Source organism: Rhodococcus sp. T7, from assembly GCF_009872365.1.
In the GTDB taxonomy this organism is placed as follows: Bacteria; Actinomycetota; Actinomycetes; order Mycobacteriales; family Mycobacteriaceae; genus Rhodococcus_F.
Genome location: NZ_WXYH01000232.1, coordinates 15,308 through 40,998 on the forward strand (window position 1 = coordinate 15,308; position 25,691 = coordinate 40,998).

The following is a 25,691-nucleotide window of genomic DNA, read 5'->3' on the forward strand; positions in this document are numbered from 1 at the left end:
CGCGGATCAACCCACCATGTCGGCGAAGCCCGCGAGGGACGCCTCCAGATCCGCCTTGGCGTTCTTGGCGACGGCCTTGCCGATGGGGCCGACGATCATCGTGCCGGTGAAACTCGCGTCGATGATCGCCTTGGACCCGGCGCCGTCCGGTTCGACCTTCAGGGTGAATTCGACGGTCACCCCGGCCATGCCGGTGCCGGAGATCTTCACCATCTCGGGCACCTGCACCTCGGTGACGGTCCACTCGATCTTGTTGGCCATGCCCATCACGGAGACGACCTCGGTGAACTTCGATCCGAGTGCCACCTGGGTGGGGATCTCGCTCTTCCAGGACTGGTGGATGGTGAGCCACTCTTCCCAGCGGGACAGGTTGGACAGTGCGTCCCACGCCTTGTCGGGGGAGGCGGGCAGGGACGCTGCGACGGAAACGGAAGCCATGGTGTACTCCTGGTGCTCGAGGTGAAAGAAATTGGGGGAGAGAAGTTTCAGAGTGTGCGGTAGGCGGTGACGACGACGGCGCCGCCGAGGCCGATGTTGTGTTGCAAGGCGACCGTGGCGCCGTCGACCTGCCGCTTGTCGGCGGTGCCCCGGAGTTGCCAGGTGAGTTCGCTGCACTGGGCGAGTCCGGTAGCGCCGAGCGGGTGCCCCTTGGAGATGAGGCCACCGGACGGGTTGACCACCCAGCGCCCGCCGTACGTGGTGTCGTCGTTGTCGACGAGTTTGCCGCCCTCGCCCTCGCCGCACAGGCCGAGCGCCTCGTAGGTCAGCAGTTCGTTGGTGGAGAAGCAGTCGTGGAGTTCGATGACGTCGATGTCGTCCGGGCCGATGCCCGCCTGTTCGTACACCCGGGCCGCGGCCGTGCGGGTCATGTCGGCGCCGACCAGGCTGATCGCGCTACGGTCCTCGAACGTGCTCGGGAGGTCGGTGACCATGGACTGGCCGACGATTTCCACGGCCTGCCCGGCGAGGTCGTGCTCGTCGACGAACTTCTCGCTCACCACGACGACGGCGCCGGAGCCGTCCGAGGTGGGGGAGCACTGCAGTTTGGTGAGCGGCCCGTAGATCGGCTTCGAGCCGAGGATCTCGTCGAGGGTGTACTCGTCCTGGAACTGGGCGTACGGGTTGTTCTGTGAGTGGCGGTGGTTCTTCACGCCGATCCGGGCGAATTGCTCCACCGTGGTCCCGAACCGTTCCATGTGTTCCTTGCCTGCGGCGCCGAACATGTACGGGGCGGGCGGCATCGCGAACTCCTGCAGTTCGGCGAGCGCGAGGAGGTGGCGCATCATCGGCTGTTCCCGGTCGTCGTACGTGGACCCGAGCGAACCGGCCTGCATCTTCTCGAAGCCCAGCGCGAGCGCGCAGTCGACCTGACCGCTGCGGACCGCCTGGGTGGCGAGGAAGAGCGCGGTCGACCCCGTCGAACAGTTGTTGTTGACGTTGACGATGGGGATGCCGGTGAGGCCGAGTTCGTAGACGGCCCGCTGCCCGGACGTCGACTCGCCGTACACGTATCCGACGTAAGCCTGCTCCACGAGGCCGTACTCGACGCCCGCGTCCTCGAGCGCCCGGCCACCCGCCTCCCGCGCCATGTCGGGGTAGTCCCACTCGCGTGCACCCGGTTTCTCGAATTTCGTCATCCCGACGCCGACGACGAACACCCTGTTACCCATTGCGGCTCCCTGAGTCCGGAAAAATGTGTGTGTGACACCCTGTCTCACCAAAGTATGTGAGACATTCTGTCCAGTCAACAGTCGGATGGGTAACGTATGGGCGATGCCGGACAAAGTGGAAACCGCCGCGTCGCCCCAGGGTGACGGCCGCGCCACGCGCTGGGAGGACCACAAGGCGGAACGCCGCAGCCGGATTCTCGAAGCCGCGATGGAGGCCATCAACGAGGACGGCCCCGACGTGGGCGTCCAGCAGATCGCGAACCGCGCCGACGTGCCGCGGTCGGTGGTCTACCGGATCTTCACCGATCGCGGCGACCTCGACGAGCAGTTGCGCGGCCGCATCATCGAACGGCTGATGGCGGACCTCGCTCCCACGTTGACCCCCGAGGGGACCGTCGGCGAGGCGATCGCGCGCGCGGTCGAGACGTACCTGCGGTGGATCGTGGAATACCCGCGGCTCCACCAGTTCCTCGGCACCGGATCGCCGAGCAGGCGCACCACCGGTTCGCGTGTGGTGACGGGCACGAAGACCGCGATCGCGCTCCAGCTGTCGGGTCTGCTCGCCACTGTCCTCGACGCGGTCGCCGGCAACTCCGATCTCGCCGAGTCGCTGGCGTTCGGGTTGGTGGGACTCGTCGACGCCAGCGTCAACAGGTGGCTGAGCAACCCGCAGTCGCCGCTCGGCAGCGACGACCTCGCCGAGTTCCTCGAGGTGTCGATCTGGCAAGTGCTGCACGGCAATCTGACGCGGATCGGCGTCACCATCGACCCGTCGACCCCGGTGTCGGAACTGCAGTAGTCGGATGGGCGTGGCCAGCTACCATGGCTTTCATGCCCTCCCGGCGAGGTTCACCGGCCGCTTCCGAGCAGGCCTGGGTGTCGGACACGGCGGTCGGCGACGCCGTCGCGCGCTTCGCCAGTGCCTGGGAGTCCTCGTCGTCCGCACCCGATCTGGTCGCGTATCTGCCCGTCTCGCCCGCGCTCCGCCGGGTCACGCTCGTCGAACTGATCAAGGTCGACCTGGAGAAGCGCTGGCTGCGCGGCGACCACCCGAAACGGCTGGCGCAGTACTGCGAGGAGCTGCCCGAACTGCGGCGGTGGCCGCTGCCACCGGACCTGCTGTACGAGGAGTTCCACATCCGGCAGCGCAGCGGCGAGCCGGTCGAGGCCGGCGAATACACGCTGAGCTTCCCGGCGCAGGCGGACGAACTCGAAGAACTGCTCGGCACCGGCGAATACCAGAGCACCCTGCTCCACCGCGGGGAACCGGCGTCGACGGTGTCCGCAGGGGATGCCGGCGCGCTCGACGACCTCGAGGTCGGCCGTCGGATCGACGACTTCGACCTCGTGACCCTCCTCGGCCGGGGCGCGTTCGCGCGGGTGTTCCTCGCCCGGCAGCGGTCGCTGCAGCGGATGGTCGCGGTGAAGATCTCCGAGGATCACGGCACCGAACCGCAGACCCTGGCCCAGTTCGACCACGACTACATCGTCCGGGTCTTCGATCAGCGACTCCTCGCGGGCCGCGACCTGCGACTGCTGTACATGCAGTACGTGCCGGGGGGAACACTGCTCGACGTGGTCGCGCGGGTGCGGGAGACGCCGCCGGAGGCGCGCAGCGGCGCGGTGCTGCTGGACGCGATCGACCGGGCGCTGGTCGGCCGGGGCGAGATCCGGCCCAGCGAATCCGGCGTCCGTCAGGAGATCGCGACGCTGACGTGGCCCGAGACGGTGGCCTGGCTCGGTCGCAGGCTCGCGCAGGCGCTCGACTACGCGGGCGCGCACGGCGTCCTGCACCGCGACGTCAAACCCGCCAACGTGCTGCTGACAGCGGAGGGCGTCCCGAAGCTGGCCGACTTCAACATCAGTTTCAGCGGCAACATCGCCGGTGCGAGCCCGGTCGCCTACTTCGGCGGCTCGCTGGCCTACATGTCGCCGGAACAACTCGAGGCGATCCACCCGGACCGGCCCGGCACCCCAGCCGACCTCGACACCCGCAGCGACCTGTACTCGCTCGCCGTCGTCCTGTGGGAGTTGCTGACCGGCGCAAGACCTTTCGACGACAGCGACGCCGAGCTGCACTCCCATCCGCCCGGCGACCGCACCACCCTCGACGCGATGCTCGCGCGGCGCCGGGGACACGCCGAACCGGCGGCCGGCGAACTGCCCGCCGACTGCCCGAATGCGCTGCGGCGCGTGCTGCTCAAATCGCTGGCACCGGAACCGAGGGACCGGTACTCCTCCGGCGCCGAACTCGCCCAGCAACTCGACGTCTGCCTCGACGCGCACGCCCGCGATCTGGTCGACCCGCCGCCGGGGAGCTGGCGCCTGCGGATGCGCCGGTGGACGCACCCGATCATGTTCCTGGCCATCGCCGTTCCCAATTTCCTGGCCATCCTCTACAGCTACCACCACAACAGCACCCTGATCATCAGCAAGCTGCCGCCCGGCGCGCAGGAGAACTTCGTGCGGATCACCCGGATCGACTACACGATCGCGTTCCTGATCGGGACCGTGGGCACCGTGTCGATGGTGATCTACCTGACGGTGGTGGCGGCCGGTCTGCGCCGGGGGCGGGTGTACTCCGGCGCGCAACTCGCCCGCGCCCGCAAGGACACCCTGCTACTCGGCCAGCGGTGCGCCCTGCTGTGCCTCGGGCTGTGGGTGGTCACGGGCATCATCGTGCCGATCACCCTGGAGGTGAGCGGCAGTGAGGTTCCGTGGAACACCGTCGTCCACTTCACAGCGTCCCAGCTGGTCTGCGGGGCGATCGCCGTGGTCTACCCGTTCTTCTTCGTGAACTTCTACGCCGTGCGCTGCCTCTACCCGGTCTTCCTGCGACACGGCGAGATCAGTGCCTCGGACGCCCGGATGCTGCGGCGGCTGGGACGCCGCAGCACGTTCTTCCTCGCCGCGGCCGCGGCCGTGCCGCTGCTCGGGGTCGCGGGGGCCACGTTCATTCCGCCGGAGGACATGCCCCGGGTCATCGTCGCGCTGCGCGTCCTGTGCGTCGGCAGCGTTGTCGCGTTCCTCGGGGCCTACTGGATGTTCCGGATGCTGTCGGAGGACCTGCAGGCGCTGCAGCGCGTCGTGTCCGGGGCGCCGCGGCACGAACGATCCGGTCTCAACCCGTGAACGTCAGCCACAGCAGCGACACGTTGAGCACGACGATCAGCGACGCCGCCACCCAGGCGGCGACCGTGGTGGCCGTCGCGTTGCGGTGGACGCCCATCAGGTCGCGGTCCGACGTCATCCGCACGAGAGGGATGACCGCGAACGGAATGCACAGGCTGAGGACCACCTGACTGAGGACGAGCGCGAACGTGGGGTCGACGCCGGCCGCCAGCACGACCAGTGCGGGGATCAGCGTGACCACCCGGCGCAGCAACAGCGGGATGCGCATCGACAGCAGTCCGTACATGATCTCGGATCCGGCCGCGCAGCCGATCGACGTGGAGGCCAGACCGGACGCCAGCAGGCCCACGGCGAAGACGACCGCGACGCCGGGGCCGAGCGAGTTCTGGATGGCGGCGTGCGCGCCGTCGATCGAATCGGTGCCGGGAATGCCGCGTAGGGCCGAGGCGGCGAGCAGCAGCATGCCGATGTTCACCGCACCCGCCACGATCAGCGCACCGACCACGTCCCACTTCGTGACCCGCAGCAGTCGCGCGAGGCGGGGGCCTTCGAGGTCGTTCCCGTGCCGGTCGCGGGCGAGGGCGCTGTGGAGGTAGATCGCGTGCGGCATCACAGTGGCGCCGAGCATGCTCGCGGCGAGCAGCACCGTCTCGGTGCCCTCGAACCGCGGCACCAGACCGGCGAGTGCGTCCGGTCCCGACACGTCGGTGAATGCGAGTCCGGTGAGGAACCCGACGGTGATGATCGTGAGGAGTCCGATCACGACGAACTCGAACGTCCGCTGACCGCGGCGGCTCTGGATCGACAGGATGCCCGTCGACACGACGCCCGTGATGAGGCCGCCGACGAAGAGGGGAACGCCGAACAGGAGGTTCAGCGCGATCGCGCCGCCGATCACCTCGGCGAGGTCGGTGGCGATCGCCATCGCCTCCGCCTGCAGCCAGAACGCGCGACGGTTGCCGGTCCGCAGGCGTGTGCCCAGCATCTCCGGCAGCGATTTGCCGGTGACCAGGCCGAGCTTGGCGGACAGGTACTGCACCAGCACGGCCATGGCATTGGCGAGCACGAGGACCCAGACGAGCAGGTACCCGTACTTCGCGCCCGCGGTGAGGTTGGCGGCCACGTTGCCGGGGTCGACGTACGCGATGGCCGCCACGAAGGCCGGTCCGAGGAGCGCGACCGTTCGGAGGCTGCCCTTGCGGGGCTTGCGGCGCGGGCGGAGTGGGCTAAGGGCCTCGATGCTCACGGAGCTCCTGATCATGGTCGCCGGATCTACCTGCTGATTAGTATCTCCGCACTATAGATTTAGGTACAACGAACTTTCAAGTGCGGAGTGTGGATCGGCTCGCAATCGGAACGTCGGGGCTATATTGACTAGAACGTGTTCTACTCACGACATGTTCTACTGACTGCGGAAGGGGAGTCCCGATGGGTCAGGTTCTCGACAGAATCGAAGCCGTCGCCGAGGAGATTCGCGGGCAGGCCGTCCGGTCGGAGGCGGACTGCCGGCTCACCGACACCGCCGCCCGTCTCCTGCGCGACTCCGGGGCGATCCGGTTGCTGCAGCCCAAGCTGTACGGCGGCCTCGAAGTGCACCCCCGCGAGTTCGCCGAGACCGTGATGGGGATCGCCGCACTCGACGGCGCGAGTGGGTGGGTCGCCGGGATCGTCGGCGTGCACCCGTGGGAACTGGCGTTCGCCGACCCGCAGGTGCAGGAGGAGATCTGGGGCGAGGACAACGACACGTGGATGGCGTCGCCGTACGCGCCGATGGGTGTCGCGACACCGGTCGACGGCGGATACGTCCTGAACGGGCGGTGGTCGTTCTCGTCGGGCACCGACCACTGTCAGTGGGCGTTCCTCGGGGCGATGGTCGGCGACGGTGAGGGCGGCATCGCGCTGCCGCCGTCGTCGCTGCACGTGATCCTGCCGCGCACCGACTACCAGATCGTCGAGGACACGTGGGACGTCATCGGACTGCGCGGAACGGGCAGCAAGGACCTGATCGTCGAAGGGGCGTTCGTCCCCGGTTACCGGACGCTGAACGCGTCGAAGGTGATGGACGGGCGGGCGCAGAAGGAAGCGGGCAGACCGGAACCGCTGTTCAACATGCCGTACTCCTGCATGTTCCCGCTCGGCATCACCGCCGCCGTCATCGGCATCACCGAGGGCGCGCTGGCCTGCCACATCGCCGTACAGAAGGACCGCGTCGCCATCACGGGCCAGAAGATCAAGGAGGACCCGTACGTCCTCAGCGCGATCGGAGAATCCGCCGCCGAGATCAATGCGTCCCGGGTCGCCCTCATCGAGACCGCCGACCGGTTCTACGACAAGGTCGACGCCGGCAAGGAGGTCACGTTCGAGGAGCGTGCGATCGGACGCCGCACCCAGATCGCCGCGGCGTGGCGAGCGGTGCGTGCCGTGGACGAGATCTTCGCGCGGGCCGGCGGTGGCGCGCTGCACTACAAGACGCCGATGCAACGGTTCTGGCGGGACGCGCACGCCGGCCTCGCTCACGCGGTCCACGTGCCAGGACCCACCAACCACGCGAGCGCGCTCACCCAGCTCGGCGGCGAACCGCAGGGGATGATGCGCGCGATGATCTGAACGCCGGGAGGCCGAATCTCGGCCTCCCGGCACCGGAATCAGACTGCGGCCGCGGCGAATCCGGTCTCGAGGTCGGCGAGGATGTCGTCGATCCCCTCGATGCCGACGGCGAGGCGAACCAGTCCGGGCGTCACACCGGCAGCGAGCTGCTCCTCCGGGGTGAGCTGCGAGTGCGTCGTCGACGCCGGGTGGATCACCAGCGAGCGCACGTCACCGATGTTCGCGACGTGGCTGTGCAGGGTGAGCGCGTTGACGAACTTCTTACCGGCATCGACACCGCCCGCCAGTTCGAACGTCACGATCGCACCCGGACCCTTCGGGGTGAGCTGCCGTGCGCGCTCGTGCCACTGCGAGGACGGCAGACCCGCGTACGACACAGAGGTCACGTCCGCGCGCGCCTCGAGGAACTCGGCGACCTTCTGCGCGTTGGCGACGTGCCGCTCCACGCGCAGGCTGAGCGTCTCGATGCCCTGGGCGATGAGGAACGCGTTGAACGGGGCAACCGCCGAGCCGAGGTCGCGCAGCAACTGCACGCGCGCCTTCAGCGCGTAGGCCGGGGCGCCGAGGTCCGCGAACACGACGCCGTGGTAGCTCGGGTCCGGGGTGGTGAAGTTGCCGTGTCGCCCCTGGGTCCAGTCGAACGTGCCGCCGTCGACGATGACGCCGGCGATCGCCGTGCCGTGGCCGCCGAGGTACTTGGTGGCCGAGTGCACCACGATGTCCGCCCCGTGCTTCAGCGGCTGCAGCAGATACGGTGTGGCCACCGTGTTGTCGACGATCAGCGGGATCCCGTTGTCGTGGCCCACCTTCGAGATTCCCGCGATGTCCAGGATGTGGTTCTTCGGGTTGGCGATCGTCTCACCGTAGAACGCCTTCGTGTTCGGGCGGACGGCGCTGCGCCACTGCTCGAGGTCGTCCGGGTCTTCGACGAACGAGACCTCGATGCCGAGCTTGGGCAGCGTGTAGTGGAAGAGGTTGTACGTGCCGCCGTACAGGTACGGGCTGGAGACGATGTGGTCGCCCGCCTCCGCGAGGTTCAGTACCGCAAAGGTTTCCGCGGCCTGCCCCGACGACAGCAGCAAGGCGGCGACGCCGCCTTCGAGAGCGGCGATGCGCTGCTCGACCGCGTCCTGGGTGGGGTTCATGATTCGGGTGTAGATGTTGCCCGGCTCGGCCAGACCGAACAGCGCGGCAGCGTGATCGGTGCTGTCGAACGTGTACGAGGTGGTCTGGTAGATCGGCAGCGCCCGCGCCTTGGTGGTCGCGTCGGACGTCTGCCCGGCGTGGATCTGCTTGGTCTCGAACGACCAGTTGGCGGTGGGATCGATGCTCTCGGTCACGAGTGGAGTCCTCCGGATTCGGTGCAGTGGATGTGATGAATCAGTTGTCGCCGGTGAGTGTTTCGACCACGGTGTGGACCGGGGTCGGATTGCGGGTGAGGTCGAGGACGGGGCAGTGCGCGTCGACGGCTTCCTGCAGTTCGAGGTAGCGCTCCCGCGGTTCCGGGCCGGTCAGCGTCACGACGACGCGCACCTCGCCGAACCCGGGGCGGACGGCGTCGTCGAAGCCGAAGAATCCGCGCACGTCGAGGTCGCCCTCCGCGCGCGCCGAGATGTCGTCGACACGGACACCGAGCTTCTCGGCCCAGAAGCGGTACGTCACCACCTGGCAGGAGAGCAGTGAAGCGAGGTAGTACTCCACGGGATTGGCGGCGGAGTGCTCGCCGCCGAGCGCGGGCGGCTCGTCCACCTCGACGCTGTACTTGCCGAGCGAGACGGTGCTCGCGACGGCGTCGTGGGCCTGCGCGGAGGCGGTGAAGACGACGTGGGCGTTCGCAGAATCCTGCGACACGGCGTCGCGGGTGGCACTGATGACGGACGTGAGATGTGAAACGGATGCAGTGGTCACGAGTTACGAATCCTTCGAAAACGTGGGTGTGCAGAGACAACCCGGCGTGGGAGAACATCACGCCGGGACGGGTCCGATCAGGAGATCGGACACCCCGAGGTACACACCAGTGCGAAATCGACGTGGCGGCGCCGCGTCAGCAGCTCGCCTGAGTCGATCACTCCGGATTCGGTCACGGATCAGACTGTAACCGTACGACATGCATTCCGACCAGTCCCATAGGAAATTCTGCTCACGGAGTGGGCAGCGCGCGGCACAGGGCGTCGAGCGTGGTGGCGAAACGGGCGGACGACGGCGTGCTGTAGCCGACGACGAGTCCGTCCGGCCGGTCCGCGGGACCGTCCGGGTGACGGAACGTGCGCAGGCCCTCCACCGCGAGACCGAGGGCCGCGGCCCGGCCGAGAGTAGCGGCCTCGGTCCCGGCCGGAAGTTCGAGGACGGCGTGCAGACCGGCCGCGATGCCGGTGACATGCACGTGCGGTGCACGCGCGGCGAGGGTCTCGACGAGGGTGTCGCGCCGACGGCGGTAGAGAGTGCGCATCCTGCGGACGTGCCGGTCGAATGCGCCCCGCTCGATGAAGTCCGCCAGGGTCAGCTGGTCCGTCGCGCTGACCCACCTCTCGTATACGCCCTTGACCGCCAGGACGTCGTCGATCAGGCGTTCCGGCAACACCATCCACCCCACACGAATCGCGGGAGAGAGGGTCTTGCTCACAGTGCCCAGGTACGCCACCTGTTCCGGGGCCAGACCCTGCAGGGCGCCGACGGGCTGGCGGTCGTACCGGAACTCCCCGTCGTAGTCGTCCTCGATCACGATCCCACCGGTCGTGCGCGCCCATTCCACGAAAGCCGTTCTCCTGCTGGGGTGGAGCGGACCCCCGGTGGGGAACTGGTGGGCCGGGGTGAGCAGTGCCGCGGACAGTCGCATACCCGCCGCGTCCGGAGGCTGCGCGCCGTGGGCGTCGAGGCGCAGGGGAACGGTTGTGGCGCCGGCGTCGCCGAGCAGTTCGCGATGAAAGTGCAGCCCGTACCCTTCGACGGCGACCGGTCCCTGCACGGCGCGGGCGAGCAGCCACAGTCCTTGCCCCGAACTCGCACTGACCACGATGCGATCGGGATCGGTGCGGACCCCTCGTGCGCGGGAGAGATATTCGGCGACAGCCCGGCGCAGTTCGGGGCGGCCCCGCGGATCGCCCGGACCGAACGCGTCGTGGGGCGCCGCGGTGAGCGCCCGGCGGGCCGACGCCATCCAGGCGGCACGCGGAAACTCCGCGACGTCGGGCGAACCGGGCAGCAGACTCCACGCGGGCCGGGGTGCGGCGGGCGAGCGGGGCTGCGAGCGGTGCGCGGACTCGCGTGCCCGATCGGCGACCCGGGTCCCCGATCCCTGCCGTGCCGTCAGCCAGCCCTCCGCGACGAGTTCGGAGTACGCCTCGGCGACGGTGTTGCGGGCGACGCCGAGGTCGAGGGCCAGCGCGCGGGACGGCGGGAGGGTGGTGCCCGCGACGAGTCGTCCCGAGCGAATCGACTCGCGCAGCGCGGACACCAGCGTGGCGCGCACCCCGGACGAGCGTCCACCGGCGGGCGCGGTGAGGTCGAGGTGGAGGTCGCGGCCCAGACCTGAATTGGCCCAAGATTCCATGCCCGAATTGAACCATGGAGATGGGCTATTTCGCGTCTACTGTTCTCCCATGACCACAACAGAGCTGGCCACAACAGAGCGCAAGACCCGAGTCGACCTCGCCCGCAAGGCCCCCGCCGTCTACAAGGCGATGATCGCCCTCGACGCCGCCGCCCGGCAGGGCCTCGACCCGGAACTCGTCGAACTGGTGCTCACCCGGTGCTCCCAGATCAACCACTGCGCGTGGTGCATCGACATGCACACCGCCGATGCCCGCAAGATCGGCATCAGCGAACAGAAGCTGTTCCTGCTCGGCGCGTGGGAGGAAATGCACGGCCTGTACACCGACAAGGAGCGCGCCGCGCTCGCCCTCGCCGAGTCGATCACCGTGCTGACCGACGGCTTCGTCCCGGACTCGGTGTACGAGGAGGCGGAGGAGCATTTCGACGAGACCGAACTGGCCCAGCTCATCTCGCTGGTGCTCACGATCAATGCGTGGAATCGCATCGCCGTCAGCACCCGCAAGATCCCGCGAGTGCGCTGACCGTTCGCCGATCCCGCTCGCTCAGACGATATCGAGCGAGGTGACGTCTGCCGATCGATGTTGTTGTGCCAGTTGGCGGTATACGGCCGCATTGGCCGCATTGTGGGCTACCTCGTCGTCGGTCAGTTCCCGTCGGACCTTCGCGGGCACACCCGCGACGAGTGAGCGTGGCGGAACCCGGGTTCCTTCGAGCACCAGCGCGCCGGCCGCGATCAGCGACTGCTCGCCGATCACCGCGCCGTTGAGGACGGTGGCGCCCATGCCAACGAGGGCGCCGTCCTCCACGGTGCAGCCGTGCAGGACGGCATTGTGCCCCACGCTCACGTCCCGGCCGACGACCACGGGGAAACCCGGGTCGACGTGAACGGCCACGCCGTCCTGGATGTTGCTGCCCTCGCCGAGGGTGATGGAATCGCAATCGGCGCGCAGCACCGCGCCGTACCAGACGCTGGTCTCCGCGCCGAGGGTCGCCGCGCCGATCACCGCCGCGGTGGGCGCGACCCAGGCGGTCTTGTCCGCGCGGGGCGAACTTCCGTTGATCGTGACGACGTGTGGTTCTCTCACCGTGTTCTCCTCGTGTCGAGCAGCGGACTCGTGCTGCTTTTCGCAGTGCTCCGTCGTTCATTGTCGTACGGCGCGGACCCCGGTTGCAGCCCCGGCTCGGTCATCGTCCGTCGGGCTGCTCCCGATCGACGGCCTCGACCTGACCGGGCGCCGCACGCTACGCCCCGCCGGGGAGGCCCTCCGGGCAGTGTCGGTCGCCGTCTTCGTGGCGGTGACCGGCACGTCTCACCGTGCGAGGCCGCCGGCTGTGAACTTTACGTACTTTAATCTTCATGTAATGGACTGTTGTCCAATAGTTTTCGATTCAACTGGGCGAAAAGCGCTGCCACAGTGACACATGCCACAGGATCACGTCCGTTTCGGGCGTTTCGTCGGTCTCCGCCCGTAAGGTGTCGACATGTCGTCGATCCTCGAGAATGAGAAAGCACCCCCATCCGGTGCCCCCGCCCCCGGACCGACCCGCGGCGAAAGGTGGCGAGATAACGCGCGATACGACCTACCCGCATCGCTCGTCGTCTTCCTCGTCGCCCTGCCGCTGTCGCTCGGCATCGCCATCGCGTCCGACGCCCCGATCATGGCGGGCCTCATCGCCGCGATCGTCGGCGGGGTGGTCGCGGGTTCCGTCGGTGGCTCACCACTCCAGGTCAGCGGCCCGGCCGCCGGATTGACCGTGGTGGTAGCGGAATTGGTCGCCACCTTCGGCTGGAAGGCCACGTGCGCGATCACCGTCGCCGCCGGATTCCTTCAAATCATATTCGGGCTCAGTAGAATTGCCCGTGCCGCTCTGGCCATCGCGCCGGTCGTCGTCCACGCCATGCTGGCCGGCATCGGAATCACGATCGCGCTCCAGCAGATTCACGTCCTCCTCGGCGGCAGCTCGCACAGCTCGACCGTCGAGAACATCACCCAGCTGCCCGGACAGCTGACATCCGCCCGGTACGGCGACGTCCTCGTGGGGGCGGTCGTCATCGTCGTCCTGCTGTTCTGGAAGAAGATTCCCGGCAAGCTGAAGGTGCTCCCGGGGCCGCTGGTCGCCGTCGTCGCCGCCACCGTCCTCTCCCTGGTCCTCCCGTTCGACCTCGATCGAATCACGTTGGACGGCTCCCTGTTCGACGCCGTGGCGTTGCCCTCGATGCCGGACGGCCCGTGGCTCGCCGTGGCCACCGGCGTGCTGACGGTCGCGCTGATCGCCAGCGTCGAGAGCCTGCTCTCCGCGGTCGCCGTCGACAAGATGCACGGCGGGACCCGGTCGGAGTTCAATCGGGAACTCGTCGGTCAGGGCTCGGCCAACATGATCTCGGGTCTCATCGGTGGCCTGCCGGTCACGGGTGTGATCGTGCGCAGCTCCACCAACGTCGCGGCCGGCGCGAAGACCCGGGCGTCCGCAGTGCTGCACGGCGTGTGGATTCTCGTCTTCGCCGCACTGCTCACTGCGCTGGTCGAGCAGATCCCGATGGCCGCGCTCGCCGGACTGCTCATCGTGATCGGCATCCAGCTCGTCAAAATGGCGCACCTGCGCACGGCCCGCCGCACCGGCGACTTGTGGGTGTACGGCGTGACCGTCGCCGGTGTGGTGTTCCTGAACCTGCTCGAGGGCGTGATCATCGGTCTCGCACTCGCGGTGGTCCTGCTGCTGTGGCGGGTCATCCACCCGAGGATGCGCGCCGAACCCATCGGCTCCGAGGACTCCGGGCGGTGGCGCGTGACCGTCGAGGGGTCGTGCAGCTTCCTGTCCATGCCCGCACTGACCGGACTGCTCGCGAAGGTGCCCCAGGGCGCGCACGTCACCGTGGAACTGGCGGTCGACTTCCTCGACCACGCCATGTTCGAAGCGATCGACGACTGGAAGCGGCACTACGAGAACAACGGCGGAACCGTCGTGATCGACGCGCTCGGTCCCGTCGACATGGACGCCGTGGGTGCGTCGCCGCCGCGGCGCGGCGTCGGGGTGGCGAGCCCCCGCGGGTTCGCCCCGTGGAAGAGCTGGCAGCCGCGGCACCACGACACGGGGGAGAATGCCACACCGGCGGCGCTGCGACCCGTCCTCGCGGGAGTGTCGGAGTACCACCGGCGCAACGCGGCGCAACTACAGCCGCACCTCGACGACCTCCGGGACGGGCAGCGCCCCGACTCGCTGTTCCTCACCTGCTCCGATTCACGCATCGTGCCGAACGTGATCACCAGCAGTGGTCCCGGCGACCTGTTCACGGTGCGCAACGTGGGCAACCTGGTGCCGACCGGGAGGCAGGACGTGTCCGTCGAAGCGGGCCTGGCCTTCGCGCTCGACGAACTCGAGGTCAGCTCGGTGATCGTGTGCGGTCATTCCGGCTGCGGCGCGATGAAGGCCGTCCTGGCAGAGGCGCCGGCAGGCACCGACGGATCCGAGGGCGCCGTGGAGCAGTGGCTGACGTTCGCGCAGCCGAGTCGCAAGGCGTTCCTCAGCGGTCACCCGGTGGCGCGTGCAGCGGCAGAACTGGGATTCGACGAGGTCGACCAGCTGGGCATGGTCAATGTGGCGGTCCAGGTGCAAACCCTCGGGCGCCATCCCCTCGTCGGCGCGGCGGCGGCCGAGGGTCGAGTACGCGTCGCGGGAATGTTCTTCGACATTCCGTCCGCGCGCGTACTCGAGATCACCTCGACCGGTGTGTCCTACCTGGACCACGTCCCGACATGATTCAGAGGAGATGGACCCGCTTGTAGAGGCGCTTCGACGGGCCGCCGACGAGGCCGACGCCATCGAGGAACTGCATCAACTTGGAACCGGACGTCCGGACGGTGTCCTTGTAGTGCTGGTTGCTCTTGGCCTCGGCGGCGGCCCGCTTCGGGTCGAGGCCGGCGTTCTCGTAGACGTCCTTGCGGATCATGCTCTTCATCACGAAGTACACGACCGCGGCGGTGTTGAGGCGCTCGATCTGGAGGCGGGCCCAGCTGGCGCCCTGGATGCGGCGTCCGACCTCTTCGCGGGCGAAGCGGATGTGGCGGGCCTCCTCGAGGACGTGGATCTTGCTCACCGTGCGGGTGACGGGCTGCACGCGCTCGTCCTTCATGAAGTCGCGCTGCATCATGTCGAGGATCTCCTCGGCGGCCATCACGCTGGCATACGCGTTGGCTCCCCGGAAGAAGCCACCCCAGATGCGCCCGAGCTTGTGGATCACCGGGTGGGGGCCGTAGCTCGGCATGTTCAGGCGTTCGCCTGCACGGGCGAACATCACCGAGTGGCGGCACTCGTCCGCGACCTCGGTGAGGGCGAACTGCACGTGGCGCGAGTGCTTGTCGCGGCCGTACACGTCGCGCAGGAGCATCTGCATGAGGAGGATCTCGAACCACAGTCCGACGCTGGAGACGCTGGCGGCCTCGTGCTTGGTGAGTTCGACCTTCTGCTCGTCGGTCATCTCGTCCCAGAGGGCCGTGCCGTACAGCGTGCTCCACTCGGGGGTGAGACCGAACTTGTCGTCGGGGATCGGTGCTTCCCAGTCGACCTCGACCATCGGGTCGTAGGACTTGCGTGCCGACGACGCCAGCAAGCGCTGGGCGGTCTCTTCGCGGTCGGAGACGACGATCGATGCGGTCATCACTACCCCTTGATCTGTGACTAGACGGTCAACTAACTGTGACATTCAGTTACTGATACTGAACGATACAATGACGACGGTCACAAGGGCAACGTCCGCTCAGTCGATCTCGGCCAGTTCCTGCGGCGATTCGGCCTTCGGCACGGACCCCTTCCGTCCCGGCGCCCACACCGCGAGCAGCAGCGATGCGCCGAACAGCACGCAGGCCAGAACGATGGACGCCTCGTCGAAACCCTTCAGGAACGAATCCCGGGCGAACGTCGCAAGTTGCTCACCCTGCGGGCCCGCGACGTCCGCAACTTGCAGTGCCGCCGCCAGCGAACTCGACACCGGCTCCTTCGCGGCCTCCGGAACGGCGTCGACGGCCGGCTGCACATGTCTGCCGTAACCCGCGGCCAGGACGCTGCCTGCGAGTGCGACTCCGATGGCCGAGCCGATCTCGCGCGCCGTGTCGTTGACAGCGGATGCGACACCCTGCTTCTCGTCGGGAGTGTTCTGCACGATGGCCGATGTCGCGGGCGCCGTGCACAGTCCGATACCGAACGCGGCCACGATGAGCGGGGCGCACACCTCCGCGTAACTCGAATGCGCGTCGAGCCGCACCAGCAGGAGAATGCCCAGGCCGAGCAGCGCGGAGCCGGACGCGAGCAGCGGCCGCAGCCCGACGTGCGGGACGAGCATCGGCATGACCGCGGACATCGCCACCACCGGCACGGCGAGGGGGGCGAGCGCGAGCGCCGACTGCAGCGGCGAGTAGTCCAGCACCAGTTGCAAGTACTGGACGAGCAGGAAGAACAGCCCGAGTGAGGCGAGGAACTGCAGGAGGAGCGACATCGACCCCGAGCCGAACGCGCGGTTGGCGAACAGCCGGACGTCGAGCAGGGGGTGCTTTCTGCGGAGTTCCACGAGGGCGAACGCGGCCGCGGCGGCGAGTCCGCCGACGAGCAGTCCGAGCACGACGGGATCCAGCCAGCCGCGTTGCGGCGCCTCGATGGTTCCCAGGACGAACAGGCCGACGGCGGCGGCGATCAGCCCGGTGCCGGGCAGGTCCAGCGGTGGGCGCTCCGTCTCGCGGGACGACGAGATGGTGAAGCCCGTGACGAAGATCAGCGCGGACACCACGGTGAGGCCGATGAAGATGGCGTGCCACGACCACTTCTCGAGCAGGAATCCGGAGACCAGCAGGCCGGCGATCGCACCGGAACCGGCGACACCCGACCAGATGCCCACGGCCCGGCCCCGGTGTGCCGGCGGGAAACCTGCGGTGAGCAGCGACAGCGTGGCGGGCATGACGAGGGCGGCGCCGACGCCGGCCACGGCCCGCGAGCCGATGATCCACTCGGGTGCGTCGTTGACGAGGGGGAGCGCGGTGGAGGCGCCGAAGATCAGCAGTCCGATCATGAGCAGCCCGCGCCGGCCGTACCGGTCGCCGAGCGCGCCCGCCGGAAGCAGCAGGGCGGCCAGGGTGAGGGTGTAGCCGTCGACGATCCACGTCAGCTGGCTCTGCGTCGCACCCGTGTCGCGGGCGAGGTCGGGGAGCGCGGTGTTGAGGGCCGCCATCGCCGCGACGACGAGGGCGACGGCGCAGCACGAGACCGTGAGCATCCATATCTGCCGCAGGCTCCAGCCCGCGTTCTCCGGTCGTCCCTGCTGTGCCCGTGGTGTCTCGTTCCGAGCGTGCACGACACTCCTCCCGATGGAAATGAGACTGTCAGTATCGTTGGTAGACTAATAGTTCACAAGAGGTCGGGCAGTGGCAGGAACGGGCGGTGCAGATGACCGAGCAGGATCCCCGCAGGCAGCGCTCGCGTGCGCGACTTCTCGACGCCGCGACAACTCTTCTCGCGAAGGGCGGCACGGACGCCGTCACCATCGACGCCGTCACCACACTGGCGAAGGTGGCTCGCGCCACGCTCTACCGGCATTTCGACAACGGCACCGAACTGGTGGCCGCGGCGTTCGGGCGGCTGATTCCGCCCGCCCCCACGGTGCTCGCCGAAGGCGACCTCCGGGACCGGCTGGTCGAACTGATGGTCAGTCAGGCGAAACTCATCGAGAGTGCCCCCATGAACGTGACGGCGATGTGCTGGCTGGGCATGGGCCCCGCGCTGGACGACTACTCGAGCGCGGACGCCGCCCAGTCGGACAAACCGGAACTGCGGACGCTCCGGCAGACGATCGTCGCACAGTACCGGGCGGCGTTCGACCAGGTCTTCGGCACACCCGAGGCGGCGGAACGCCTCGGACAATTCGACTACGACCTCGCCCTCGCCCAGCTTCTCGGACCGCTCGTCTTCACCCGGCTCGCCACCCTCACCCCGCTCGGACGCGCCGCGTGTGAGCAGATCGTCGACGACTTCCTCGCGGCACGCGCCGCCCAGGTCGAAGCCGGTGCCCGCCCGCCCGCGCTGCGCGAGATACCCCCTGCTCAGGCATTATGACGTCGACAGCTCAGGCTGTCGTCATTACCGTGGCAGTGCGCGCGGCACCTGACGCCGTGCCTGTCTGATGAATGGTGTGGGAAGGTTTTTCGATGATCACTGATGCACTCAACTGGCTCCTCGGTGCGTGGGGCGGCGTCGCCGCCGGCAGCAGCGGATACTCCATCCCGCCCGGAACCCTTCCCTTCGGAAGCTGACCCTCGTCAGGCGTCCCGATTCCGGCGCAGCACGAATTGCTCGAGCCTGCGTATCCCTCGAACGCGTCGTGGGCGTAGCTGTTTGAGGTAGTAATCGGGAGCGCCGTCGAGTTCGTGGGCGAGTTCCTCGTCGATCAGCACCGTGCCGGGACGCGCCGACCCGGTGAGTCTCGCCGCGGTGTTGACGACGGAACCGTAGAGGTCGCCGAACCGGACGAGAACCGGACCCATCGCGAGACCGACCCGCAGTTCGGGGTCCGACTCGTCCGGCAGGACCCGCTCCTGGAGTTGCAGCGCGATCTCCGCCGCATCGGCCGGCGATTCGACGGCGAACATCACCTCGTCGCCGACCGTTTTCACCACCCACCCCTGATGCCCGCCGATCACCGTCGTCGAGGCCGATTCGAAGCGTTCCAGCAGGTCCGCGAGATCCCGGGCACCGAGTTGACGCGTCAGCGACGTGTACCCGACGATGTCCGCGAACCCGACCACCAGGGTCCGGCTCGCGACCTCCTCACCGGGATTGCCCACGTTGCGGCCCGTGGTCGAGGCGACGTGCCTGCGCCAGACGTACGCCTGCAACGACTCGACCGCCGGAAGGATCTCGGCGGTGAGCCCCCGCACCTGCTCCCGGATCGCCTGCTCGTCGCTGCCCGCCGAATCCGCGAGTTGATCGACGATGTGCGTGCTGATCAGCGACACCTGCCATTCGGCGAGCCGCGACAACGACTGACCCAGCGCGCGGGCCGCCGCCACTTCGCGTTCCGGCGAGATGATTCCCCGATCGACGAGCGACGCGATGGTACGCAACGCGGTGGCGTCCCCCTCGGTGAACATGACGCTGTCGGGGTCGATGTCGACCGCGAACCCCATCGACACCCACAGACGGTCCGCCCGATCGAGGGAGACACCCGCGATATCGGCGATCTCGGCCCGCGTGTACCGGCGGGGCCCGCCGAGCAGCGACTCCTCGAGATCGGCCTGGATGTCGCGGAGCAGGGTCGGTGAGATCTCCGTCGGTGTTGCCGTCGCGTCGTTGTTCTCCGGTGCTTCCGAGGTCACGTCGTTCCTCTCGTTACGTTCGATGCGGAACCGTCGGTGGGGTGTGCAAGAGTTGCGGTGCCCACGAGCGTAACCAGGAGACAGACCAGAAAGGACAGCGCATGCCGCCCCGTAGACGTTCCGGCGCCGCCGCACCGGATCACCTGACCGCGGAGAATCTCGAGACCCTCGCTGCCGCGATCGCGGAAGGCAAGCGGGCCACCGTGTATCTGCGCGACGCGATGCCCAGCCTCGGGCTCGAGGCCGGAGCCTCGGCGAAAGTCATCTCCGTGCAAGGCAATACGGTCCTGATCCGCCCCAAGGGTGTCGACGACGAGCTCCCCTTCGAAGCCGAGGAGCTTCTGATGAGACGAATTCCGGCGCCCAAGTCGGTGCCCGCCGCCGCGCCCGCCGTCGCCGCGCCGGTCGTGCACCAGGAGATCGAACCAGGTCCGCCGCCCGCCCCCAGGGCGCCCGCGGCGAAGGCCGTCGCGGTGCCGCAACCGGCCGCCGCCGCGGTCCCGAAACCCGCCGCGGCACCGGCCAAGCGCACCGCCAAGAAGGTGCCTGCCGGAGTCAGCGTCACCATCCACGCCGGCGCCGACAACGACTGGAGCGTCACCGTCGCGCACGGAGCCAAGCGTCCCGGCAAGGCCGTCCCGGTGTCTCCGGACGCCGTCGAGCGTGCGGTCCGGGAACTCGGCGAGGAGACGGCGATCGAGGCCGTCGAGTCGATCATCGTGGCGGCGCGCAACCTCGCCGCGGCCCGGGTGGACGAGCTGAGCCGGCAACTCGAGGACGCCCGGAAAGCGCTGGAGGCCCTCGGCGCGGGCGAGTAGTACCGGAGCGGGCAACGGCCGCGGTCTCTACATCGGCATTCCCCCACGCAGGTCTTGCGCGGGATGGGATTCTTATGGAGAGACACGCGGCCGTCGGGGCTCATTTCCGGGAAGGTTCGAAAAATGTTGAAACGATTCGCGGCGGTTGTTGCGGCGACAGCGGGAATTCTGGGATTCGTTGCGGCAGGGACCGCGACAGCAGCTCCGGCCGCCGTCATGGGGGGCGGTTCGGGGATCGTGGTGAACGACGAACTCGTCTGTTCGCTTACCACCATCGGACACGACAATGCGGGCCGGCTCGTCGGCCTGACGGCGGGCCACTGCGGTGAGGTCGGCTCGTACGTGGTGCCCGAGGCCAGTCAGGACAGCGGCATCATCGGGAAGTTCGTCATCTCCAACCCCGCTCTCGACTACGCGGTGATCCAGTTCGATCCGGCGAAGGTCGTCCCCGTCAACCGGGTCGGCGGCGTCACGATCACCCAGATCGGCGCACCGGCGGGCTTCCCCCAGGTGGCGTGCAAGGAAGGCCGGACCACGGGAAACACGTGCGGCATCGTCTACGGCGACCTCATGCAGACGGGGGAGACGTGGACCCAGGCCTGTGTGATCGAAGGTGACTCGGGCGCACCGATGGTCGTCGGCACCACCCTTGTCGCCATGGTCAATGCTTACCTCGCGGCACCGTGCATCGGCCCGGAGATCGGCACCAACCTCAACTCGATCGTCAACGACATGAACGCCAACGCCGGTCCCGGCGCGGGGTTCCGGCCCATCTAGGCCCTCCGGGCTCGTGCGCCTTTCTGGTAGCCAGGACAACCAGAAAGGCGCACGGGCGCGGAGCGCCTACCCGCAGACGGCGCCGCCCGAGGCGGAACCGACGAGCTTCGTGTACTTGGCCAGCACTCCGCGGGTGTAGCGCGGGGGCAGCGGTTCCCACCCGTTCTTGCGGTCGGCGAGTTCCTTCTCGTCGACGAGCAGTTCCAGCGTGCCCGTTCCGACGTCCAGGCGGATCTGGTCGCCGTCGCGGACGAACGCGATGGGACCGCCGTCGACGGCCTCCGGTGCCACGTGCCCGACGCAGAGGCCGGTGGTGCCGCCGGAGAATCGGCCGTCTGTGAGCAGCAGGACGTCCTTGCCCAGGCCTGCGCCCTTGATGGCGCCGGTGATCGCGAGCATCTCGCGCATGCCGGGACCGCCCTTGGGGCCCTCGTAGCGGATGACGACGACGTCGCCGCCCGTGATGGTGCCGTCCTCGAGGGCGTCCATCGCGGCCCGCTCCCGCTCGAAGACGCGTGCCGTGCCGGTGAAGACGTCGGAGTCGAACCCGGCGGACTTCACCACCGCGCCGCCCGGGGCGAGGGAACCCTTCAGGATCGTGATGCCGCCGGTCGGGTGGATGGGCGTACTCATCGCGCGGAGCACCTTGCCGTCCGGGTCGGGCGGCGCGATGTCGGCCAGATTCTCGGCCATCGTCCGGCCGGTGACGGTCAGGCAGTCGCCGTGCAGCATGCCGGCGTCGAGGAGGGCCTTCATGATGACGGGGACGCCGCCGATGTGGTCGACGTCCTTCATCACGTGCTTGCCGAACGGTTTGACGTCCGCGAGGTGCGGGACGCGGGCGCCGACGCGGGAGAAGTCCTCGAGTGTGAGTTCCACTTCGGCTTCGCTGGCGATGGCCAGCAGATGCAGGACGGCGTTGGTGGAACCGCCGAACGCCATGACCACGGCGATGGCGTTCTCGAACGCCTCCTTGGTGAGGATGTCCCTGGCGGTGATGCCGCGGCGGAGCAGTTCGACGACGGCTTCGCCGCTGCGCCTCGCGAATCCGTCGCGACGACGGTCGGTGGCGGGAGGGGACGCGCTGCCGGGCAGCGACATGCCCAGCGCCTCGGCGGCACTGGCCATCGTGTTCGCCGTGTACATGCCGCCGCACGCACCCTCGCCGGGGCAGATGGCGCGTTCGATGGCGTCGACGTCCTCGAGGCTCATCAGTCCGCGCGAACACGCGCCGACCGCCTCGAATGCGTCGATGATGGTGACGTCGAGTTCGGTGCCGTCGGACAGTTTGGCGATGCCCGGCAGGATCGACCCCGCGTAGAGGAACACGCTCGACAGGTCGAGGCGGGCCGCGGCCATCAGCATGCCGGGCAGCGACTTGTCGCAACCGGCGAGCAGCACCGACCCGTCGAGGCGTTCGGCCTGCATCACCGTTTCCACACTGTCGGCGATCACCTCACGGGACACGAGGGAGAAGTGCATGCCCTCGTGTCCCATCGAGATGCCGTCGGAGACGGAGATGGTGCCGAACTCGAGGGGGTACCCGCCCGCGGCGTGGACGCCGTCCTTGACGGCCTTCGCGAGCCGGTCGAGCGACAGGTTGCAGGGGGTGATCTCATTCCACGACGACGCCACGCCGATCTGGGATTTTCCCCAGTCGTCGTCGCCCATTCCCACCGCACGGAGCATGCCGCGTGCTGCGGTCTTCTCCAGTCCGTCGGTGACGTCGCGGCTGCGGGGTTTCGGATCCGGGGTATTCATGGATCCCAGCGTAGGCGGGACCCTCGGGCGCGGTTGGTTAAATGCGTTGCCGGGGATCACGACCGGTCAGGGCGATCAGGCGATCCTGCAGCGGCGCGTCGCCGGGGACGTCGACGGGGTCGGCGAACAGCCCGCTCTCGGACAGCATCTCGCGTTGGCCGTCGAGGTCCGACCAGACGCCGGCGACGAGGTGCTGGTCGAGCGTGTCGTCGGATCCGGTGGCCTTGGCGAGGTCCCAGGCGTGGATGGTGACGTCGGCGATCTGCTGCCGCAGGTACGGCTCGAGCGGCACCGTGCCGTAGGACAGGTGCACGTGCGTCTGCGGGTCGGTCGACGACCATGCGCGGATGGCCGCATCCGAGTACCGCTGCCATTCGGCCCGCATGTCGCCGTGCAGGGGCTCGATGTCCGGGGTCGCCTCGCCCACCGTCTTCCCGGCGAGCAGCGGGGGAACCCACTGCTGCTCCTCGATGACGTGCCGCACCAGTTGGGTGACGTCCCATTCGCGGTCCGGTGTCGGCGCCGACCAGTCGGTGATCGCGGCGACCCGCGCACCGAACTCGCGGTGGGCGATGCGGGCGAGTTCGAACCAGTCGAAGGCCATGCCTTCAGGGTAGAGGCAGCCGGGTCACGATCAGCGCGATTCCAAACGATGCACCTGTCGGGGTGCTCGGGAAGGATGGGGCGCATGACCAACATCCCCACCGTGCAGTTGTCCGAAGGCCTCACCGTCAGTGCGCAGGGCTACGGCGCCATGTCCGTCGCCCCCGTCTACGGTCCCGTCGATCCCGCGGAGGCGCTCGCGACCCTCCACCACGCCATCGACATCGGCGTGACGTTCATCGACACGGCCAACGTGTACGGCGACGGCGCGAGCGAGATCGCGGTGGGCACGGTGCTGAAGGACCGCCGCGACGAGGTGCAGCTGGCCACCAAGTTCGGTCTCGTCGGCAACCTCGCGAACGGCAGGCGCAGTATCAACGGCAAGCCCGAGTACGTGGGGCAGGCCCTCGACGAATCGCTGAGCAGGCTCGGTGTCGACACCGTCGACCTCTACTACCTGCACCGCGTCGACCCCGAGGTGCCGATCGAGGACACCGTCGGCGCGATCGCGGAACAGGTGAAGGCCGGGAAAGTCCGCCACATCGGACTGTCGGAGGCGACCAGTGACGAACTCCGTCGCGCGTCGCAGGTGCATCCCATCGCCGCGATCCAGAGCGAGTGGAGCATCTGGAGCCGGGACGTCGAGAAGCACGTGGTTCCCGCGGCGGCGGAACTGGGCATCGGCTTCGTGCCGTACTCGCCCGTGGGCCGGGGCTTCCTCACCGGAACGTACGACCCTGCCGTGCTGGGCGACAAGGATCTGCGTCGCCGGTTCCCGCGTTTCGGGGACGACGCGCTGCCGTCGAACCTGAAGGTGCTCGACGTCGTCCGCGAGGTGGCCGCCGAACTCGACGCGACGCCCGCGCAGGTGTCGCTGGCGTGGCTGGACGCGAAGGGCCGCGAGTTCGGGTTGCCGTCCGTGTCGATTCCCGGCACGCGGTTCGCGGCCCGTGTGACGGAGAACGCAGGCGCGGTCGCGCTCACGCTGACCGAGGGGCAGATCGACCGCCTGGACCTGCTCGCGGACCTCACCGTCGGCGAGCGCACGGCCGACCCGACGTGGGTGTCGCTGGGCCGCGAGTGACTTCACTCAGCGGGTAATACCTGCTGACCGGTAGTTTGATCTGCAATGAGCAGAGTGTGGTTGGTGTGGGGCGTCGGGGTTGTCGCATATATCGTCGCCGTCCTCCATCGAACCTCGTTCGGTGTGTCGGGGCTCGCGGCGTCGGAACGATTTTCGATCAGTCCGAGTGTGCTGTCGAGTTTCGTCGTGCTCCAGATCGTGGTGTACGCGGGGATGCAGATCCCGGCCGGCGTGCTCCTCGACCGGTACGGGTCGCGGGTCATGATCGCCGCCGGCGCGCTCATCATGGCGTCGGCGCAGATGGTGCTCGCGCTCACCGAATCGCTGCCGCTGGCCGTCGCCGCGCGCGTGTTCGTCGGCATCGGCGACGCGATGACGTTCATCTCCGTGCTGCGCCTGGTGCCGCAATGGTTCGCGCCGCGGCGGGTCCCGCTCGTGTCCCAGCTGACGGGCATCTTCGGTCAGATCGGTCAGATCCTGTCGGCGCTGCCGTTGATGCTGCTGCTGAACGGGCCGGGCTGGAGTTTCGCGTACGGCAGTGCGGCGTCGCTCGGGTTGCTGTCCTTCGTGCTGGCCGTGTCCGTCATCCGCAACGCCCCGCCCGGTCTCGAGGTGGTGGCCGCACCCGCCGGACTGCGGGAGGTGGGAACGCAAATCCGCGCGGTGTGGCGGCGGCACGGCACCCGGCTGGGCTTCTTCACCCACATGGGCACGCAGTTCTCGATGACGACGTTCGCGCTGCTGTGGGGTGTGCCGTATCTGCGGTCGGCGCAGGGGTTGTCGGCGGCCGAGGCCGGTTCGCTGCTCACGTTGTCGGTGATCTCGGCGATCGTGGCCGGGCCGGTCATCGGCATCCTCAGCGGCCGGTTCCCGATGCGCCGCTCGTATCTGGTGCTGGCGATCATGATCAGCAACGCGGCGATGTGGACCGTCGTGCTGGCGCTGCCGGGTCCGGCGCCGATCTGGTTGCTGGCGCTTCTGGTGATGGTGATCTCGGTGGGTGGCCCCGGTTCGATGATCGGCTTCGACTACGCCCGCATGTTCAACCCCAGCACCAGCATGGGAACCGCGCAGGGAATGGTCAACATCGGTGGCTTCCTGGCGTCGTTGCTGGTCATCCAGGCGATGGGGCTCATCCTCGACGCGATGGGCGGGTACTCGTTCGACAGTTTCCGGGTGGCCTGGCTCGTGCAGTATCCGGTCTGGATCGTGGCGATCACCGGGGTTCTGGTGACGCGGGGGAAGACGCGGAAGCAGATGGGACTGGTGCTGCGGCCGATCCGGCAGGTGTGGCGGGAGCGGGGCGATCGCCCGAAGGGCTAGTTACACT

General features: G+C 68.4%; 22 protein-coding genes. 10 read left to right on the top strand and 12 right to left on the bottom strand.

Annotated elements, in window-relative coordinates; all coding sequences use genetic code 11:
* Positions 1–6 precede the first annotated feature (6 nt).
* Both MLGJGCBP_RS21365 and MLGJGCBP_RS21370 read right to left on the bottom strand, forming a co-directional pair.
* The gene (locus MLGJGCBP_RS21365; RefSeq protein ID WP_087556858.1) at positions 7–438 is read right to left on the bottom strand and encodes a type II toxin-antitoxin system Rv0910 family toxin; all 432 of its coding nucleotides are present in this window, start codon (positions 436–438) and stop codon (positions 7–9) included.
* Between the two features lie 47 nt (positions 439–485).
* Positions 486–1,670 carry a lipid-transfer protein gene (locus MLGJGCBP_RS21370; RefSeq protein ID WP_160097918.1) on the bottom strand — a complete coding sequence of 395 codons (1,185 nt, stop codon included), beginning with the start codon at positions 1,668–1,670 and terminating at the stop codon, positions 486–488.
* A gap of 103 nt (positions 1,671–1,773) precedes the next feature.
* Between MLGJGCBP_RS21370 and MLGJGCBP_RS21375 the strand changes: the two genes are divergently transcribed.
* Both MLGJGCBP_RS21375 and MLGJGCBP_RS21380 read left to right on the top strand, forming a co-directional pair.
* Positions 1,774–2,469, top strand: a complete 696-nt coding sequence (locus MLGJGCBP_RS21375) for a TetR/AcrR family transcriptional regulator (RefSeq protein WP_087556856.1) — start codon at positions 1,774–1,776, stop codon at positions 2,467–2,469.
* Between the two features lie 77 nt (positions 2,470–2,546).
* Positions 2,547–4,802, top strand: a complete 2,256-nt coding sequence (locus MLGJGCBP_RS21380) for a serine/threonine-protein kinase (RefSeq protein WP_160097919.1) — start codon at positions 2,547–2,549, stop codon at positions 4,800–4,802.
* Here the strand turns inward: MLGJGCBP_RS21380 and MLGJGCBP_RS21385 are convergent.
* Positions 4,792–6,048, bottom strand: coding sequence for an Nramp family divalent metal transporter (locus MLGJGCBP_RS21385; protein ID WP_160097920.1), 1,257 nt, complete (start codon positions 6,046–6,048; stop codon positions 4,792–4,794). The genes MLGJGCBP_RS21380 and MLGJGCBP_RS21385 overlap by 11 nt on opposite strands.
* A gap of 182 nt (positions 6,049–6,230) precedes the next feature.
* Here MLGJGCBP_RS21385 and MLGJGCBP_RS21390 point away from each other — a divergent pair, with 182 nt between their 5' ends.
* Positions 6,231–7,409 carry an acyl-CoA dehydrogenase family protein gene (locus tag MLGJGCBP_RS21390; RefSeq protein WP_160097921.1) on the top strand — a complete coding sequence of 393 codons (1,179 nt, stop codon included), beginning with the start codon at positions 6,231–6,233 and terminating at the stop codon, positions 7,407–7,409.
* Between the two features lie 38 nt (positions 7,410–7,447).
* Here the strand turns inward: MLGJGCBP_RS21390 and MLGJGCBP_RS21395 are convergent, their stop codons facing one another.
* The 3 genes from MLGJGCBP_RS21395 to pdxR form a co-directional block, all read right to left on the bottom strand.
* Complete coding sequence (locus tag MLGJGCBP_RS21395; protein ID WP_160097922.1) at positions 7,448–8,749, bottom strand: bifunctional o-acetylhomoserine/o-acetylserine sulfhydrylase; 1,302 nt, start codon at positions 8,747–8,749, stop codon at positions 7,448–7,450.
* A 40-nt stretch (positions 8,750–8,789) separates the two neighbouring features.
* A complete protein-coding gene (locus MLGJGCBP_RS21400; RefSeq protein ID WP_087556852.1) occupies positions 8,790–9,317 on the bottom strand; it encodes an OsmC family protein in 528 nt (175 codons plus the stop codon).
* A gap of 232 nt (positions 9,318–9,549) precedes the next feature.
* Entirely contained in the window at positions 9,550–10,959 is a 1,410-nt protein-coding gene (pdxR, locus tag MLGJGCBP_RS21405) for a MocR-like pyridoxine biosynthesis transcription factor PdxR (protein ID WP_160097923.1), read from the bottom strand.
* Positions 10,960–11,023: 64 nt separating this feature from the next.
* Here pdxR and MLGJGCBP_RS21410 point away from each other — a divergent pair, with 64 nt between their 5' ends.
* Positions 11,024–11,482, top strand: a complete 459-nt coding sequence (locus tag MLGJGCBP_RS21410) for a carboxymuconolactone decarboxylase family protein (protein WP_160097945.1) — start codon at positions 11,024–11,026, stop codon at positions 11,480–11,482.
* A 21-nt stretch (positions 11,483–11,503) separates the two neighbouring features.
* On the opposite strand, the gene MLGJGCBP_RS21415 is transcribed toward MLGJGCBP_RS21410, so the two are convergent.
* Entirely contained in the window at positions 11,504–12,046 is a 543-nt protein-coding gene (locus tag MLGJGCBP_RS21415) for a gamma carbonic anhydrase family protein (protein ID WP_160097924.1), read from the bottom strand.
* 397 nt (positions 12,047–12,443) lie between these two features.
* Here MLGJGCBP_RS21415 and MLGJGCBP_RS21420 point away from each other — a divergent pair, with 397 nt between their 5' ends.
* Positions 12,444–14,720 carry a SulP family inorganic anion transporter gene (locus tag MLGJGCBP_RS21420; protein ID WP_160097925.1) on the top strand — a complete coding sequence of 759 codons (2,277 nt, stop codon included), beginning with the start codon at positions 12,444–12,446 and terminating at the stop codon, positions 14,718–14,720.
* Between the two features lies 1 nt (position 14,721).
* On the opposite strand, the gene MLGJGCBP_RS21425 is transcribed toward MLGJGCBP_RS21420, so the two are convergent.
* The gene (locus MLGJGCBP_RS21425) at positions 14,722–15,618 is read right to left on the bottom strand and encodes an AurF N-oxygenase family protein (protein ID WP_087556847.1); all 897 of its coding nucleotides are present in this window, start codon (positions 15,616–15,618) and stop codon (positions 14,722–14,724) included.
* A 99-nt stretch (positions 15,619–15,717) separates the two neighbouring features.
* On the bottom strand, positions 15,718–17,223 hold the full coding sequence (locus MLGJGCBP_RS21430) for an MFS transporter (RefSeq protein ID WP_236581240.1): 1,506 nt from the start codon (positions 17,221–17,223) through the stop codon (positions 15,718–15,720).
* A gap of 164 nt (positions 17,224–17,387) precedes the next feature.
* Between MLGJGCBP_RS21430 and MLGJGCBP_RS21435 the strand changes: the two genes are divergently transcribed.
* The gene (locus MLGJGCBP_RS21435) at positions 17,388–18,059 is read left to right on the top strand and encodes a TetR/AcrR family transcriptional regulator (RefSeq protein WP_087556845.1); all 672 of its coding nucleotides are present in this window, start codon (positions 17,388–17,390) and stop codon (positions 18,057–18,059) included.
* A gap of 203 nt (positions 18,060–18,262) precedes the next feature.
* Here MLGJGCBP_RS21435 and MLGJGCBP_RS21440 read toward each other — a convergent pair whose 3' ends face one another.
* Positions 18,263–19,318, bottom strand: a complete 1,056-nt coding sequence (locus MLGJGCBP_RS21440) for an adenylate/guanylate cyclase domain-containing protein (protein WP_160097927.1) — start codon at positions 19,316–19,318, stop codon at positions 18,263–18,265.
* A gap of 101 nt (positions 19,319–19,419) precedes the next feature.
* On the opposite strand from MLGJGCBP_RS21440, the gene MLGJGCBP_RS21445 reads away from it, so the two are divergent.
* Complete coding sequence (locus MLGJGCBP_RS21445; protein ID WP_160097928.1) at positions 19,420–20,136, top strand: DUF6319 family protein; 717 nt, start codon at positions 19,420–19,422, stop codon at positions 20,134–20,136.
* A gap of 123 nt (positions 20,137–20,259) precedes the next feature.
* Positions 20,260–20,913 carry a S1 family peptidase gene (locus MLGJGCBP_RS21450; protein WP_087556842.1) on the top strand — a complete coding sequence of 218 codons (654 nt, stop codon included), beginning with the start codon at positions 20,260–20,262 and terminating at the stop codon, positions 20,911–20,913.
* A 66-nt stretch (positions 20,914–20,979) separates the two neighbouring features.
* Here the strand turns inward: MLGJGCBP_RS21450 and ilvD are convergent, their stop codons facing one another.
* Both ilvD and MLGJGCBP_RS21460 read right to left on the bottom strand, forming a co-directional pair.
* On the bottom strand, positions 20,980–22,674 hold the full coding sequence (ilvD, locus tag MLGJGCBP_RS21455) for a dihydroxy-acid dehydratase (RefSeq protein WP_160097929.1): 1,695 nt from the start codon (positions 22,672–22,674) through the stop codon (positions 20,980–20,982).
* A gap of 37 nt (positions 22,675–22,711) precedes the next feature.
* The gene (locus MLGJGCBP_RS21460) at positions 22,712–23,278 is read right to left on the bottom strand and encodes a TIGR03086 family metal-binding protein (protein WP_160097930.1); all 567 of its coding nucleotides are present in this window, start codon (positions 23,276–23,278) and stop codon (positions 22,712–22,714) included.
* 84 nt (positions 23,279–23,362) lie between these two features.
* Here MLGJGCBP_RS21460 and MLGJGCBP_RS21465 point away from each other — a divergent pair, with 84 nt between their 5' ends.
* Complete coding sequence (locus MLGJGCBP_RS21465) at positions 23,363–24,361, top strand: aldo/keto reductase (RefSeq protein ID WP_160097931.1); 999 nt, start codon at positions 23,363–23,365, stop codon at positions 24,359–24,361.
* Positions 24,362–24,406: 45 nt separating this feature from the next.
* Complete coding sequence (locus tag MLGJGCBP_RS21470) at positions 24,407–25,684, top strand: MFS transporter (protein WP_160097932.1); 1,278 nt, start codon at positions 24,407–24,409, stop codon at positions 25,682–25,684.
* The last annotated feature ends 7 nt before the right edge of the window (positions 25,685–25,691 follow it).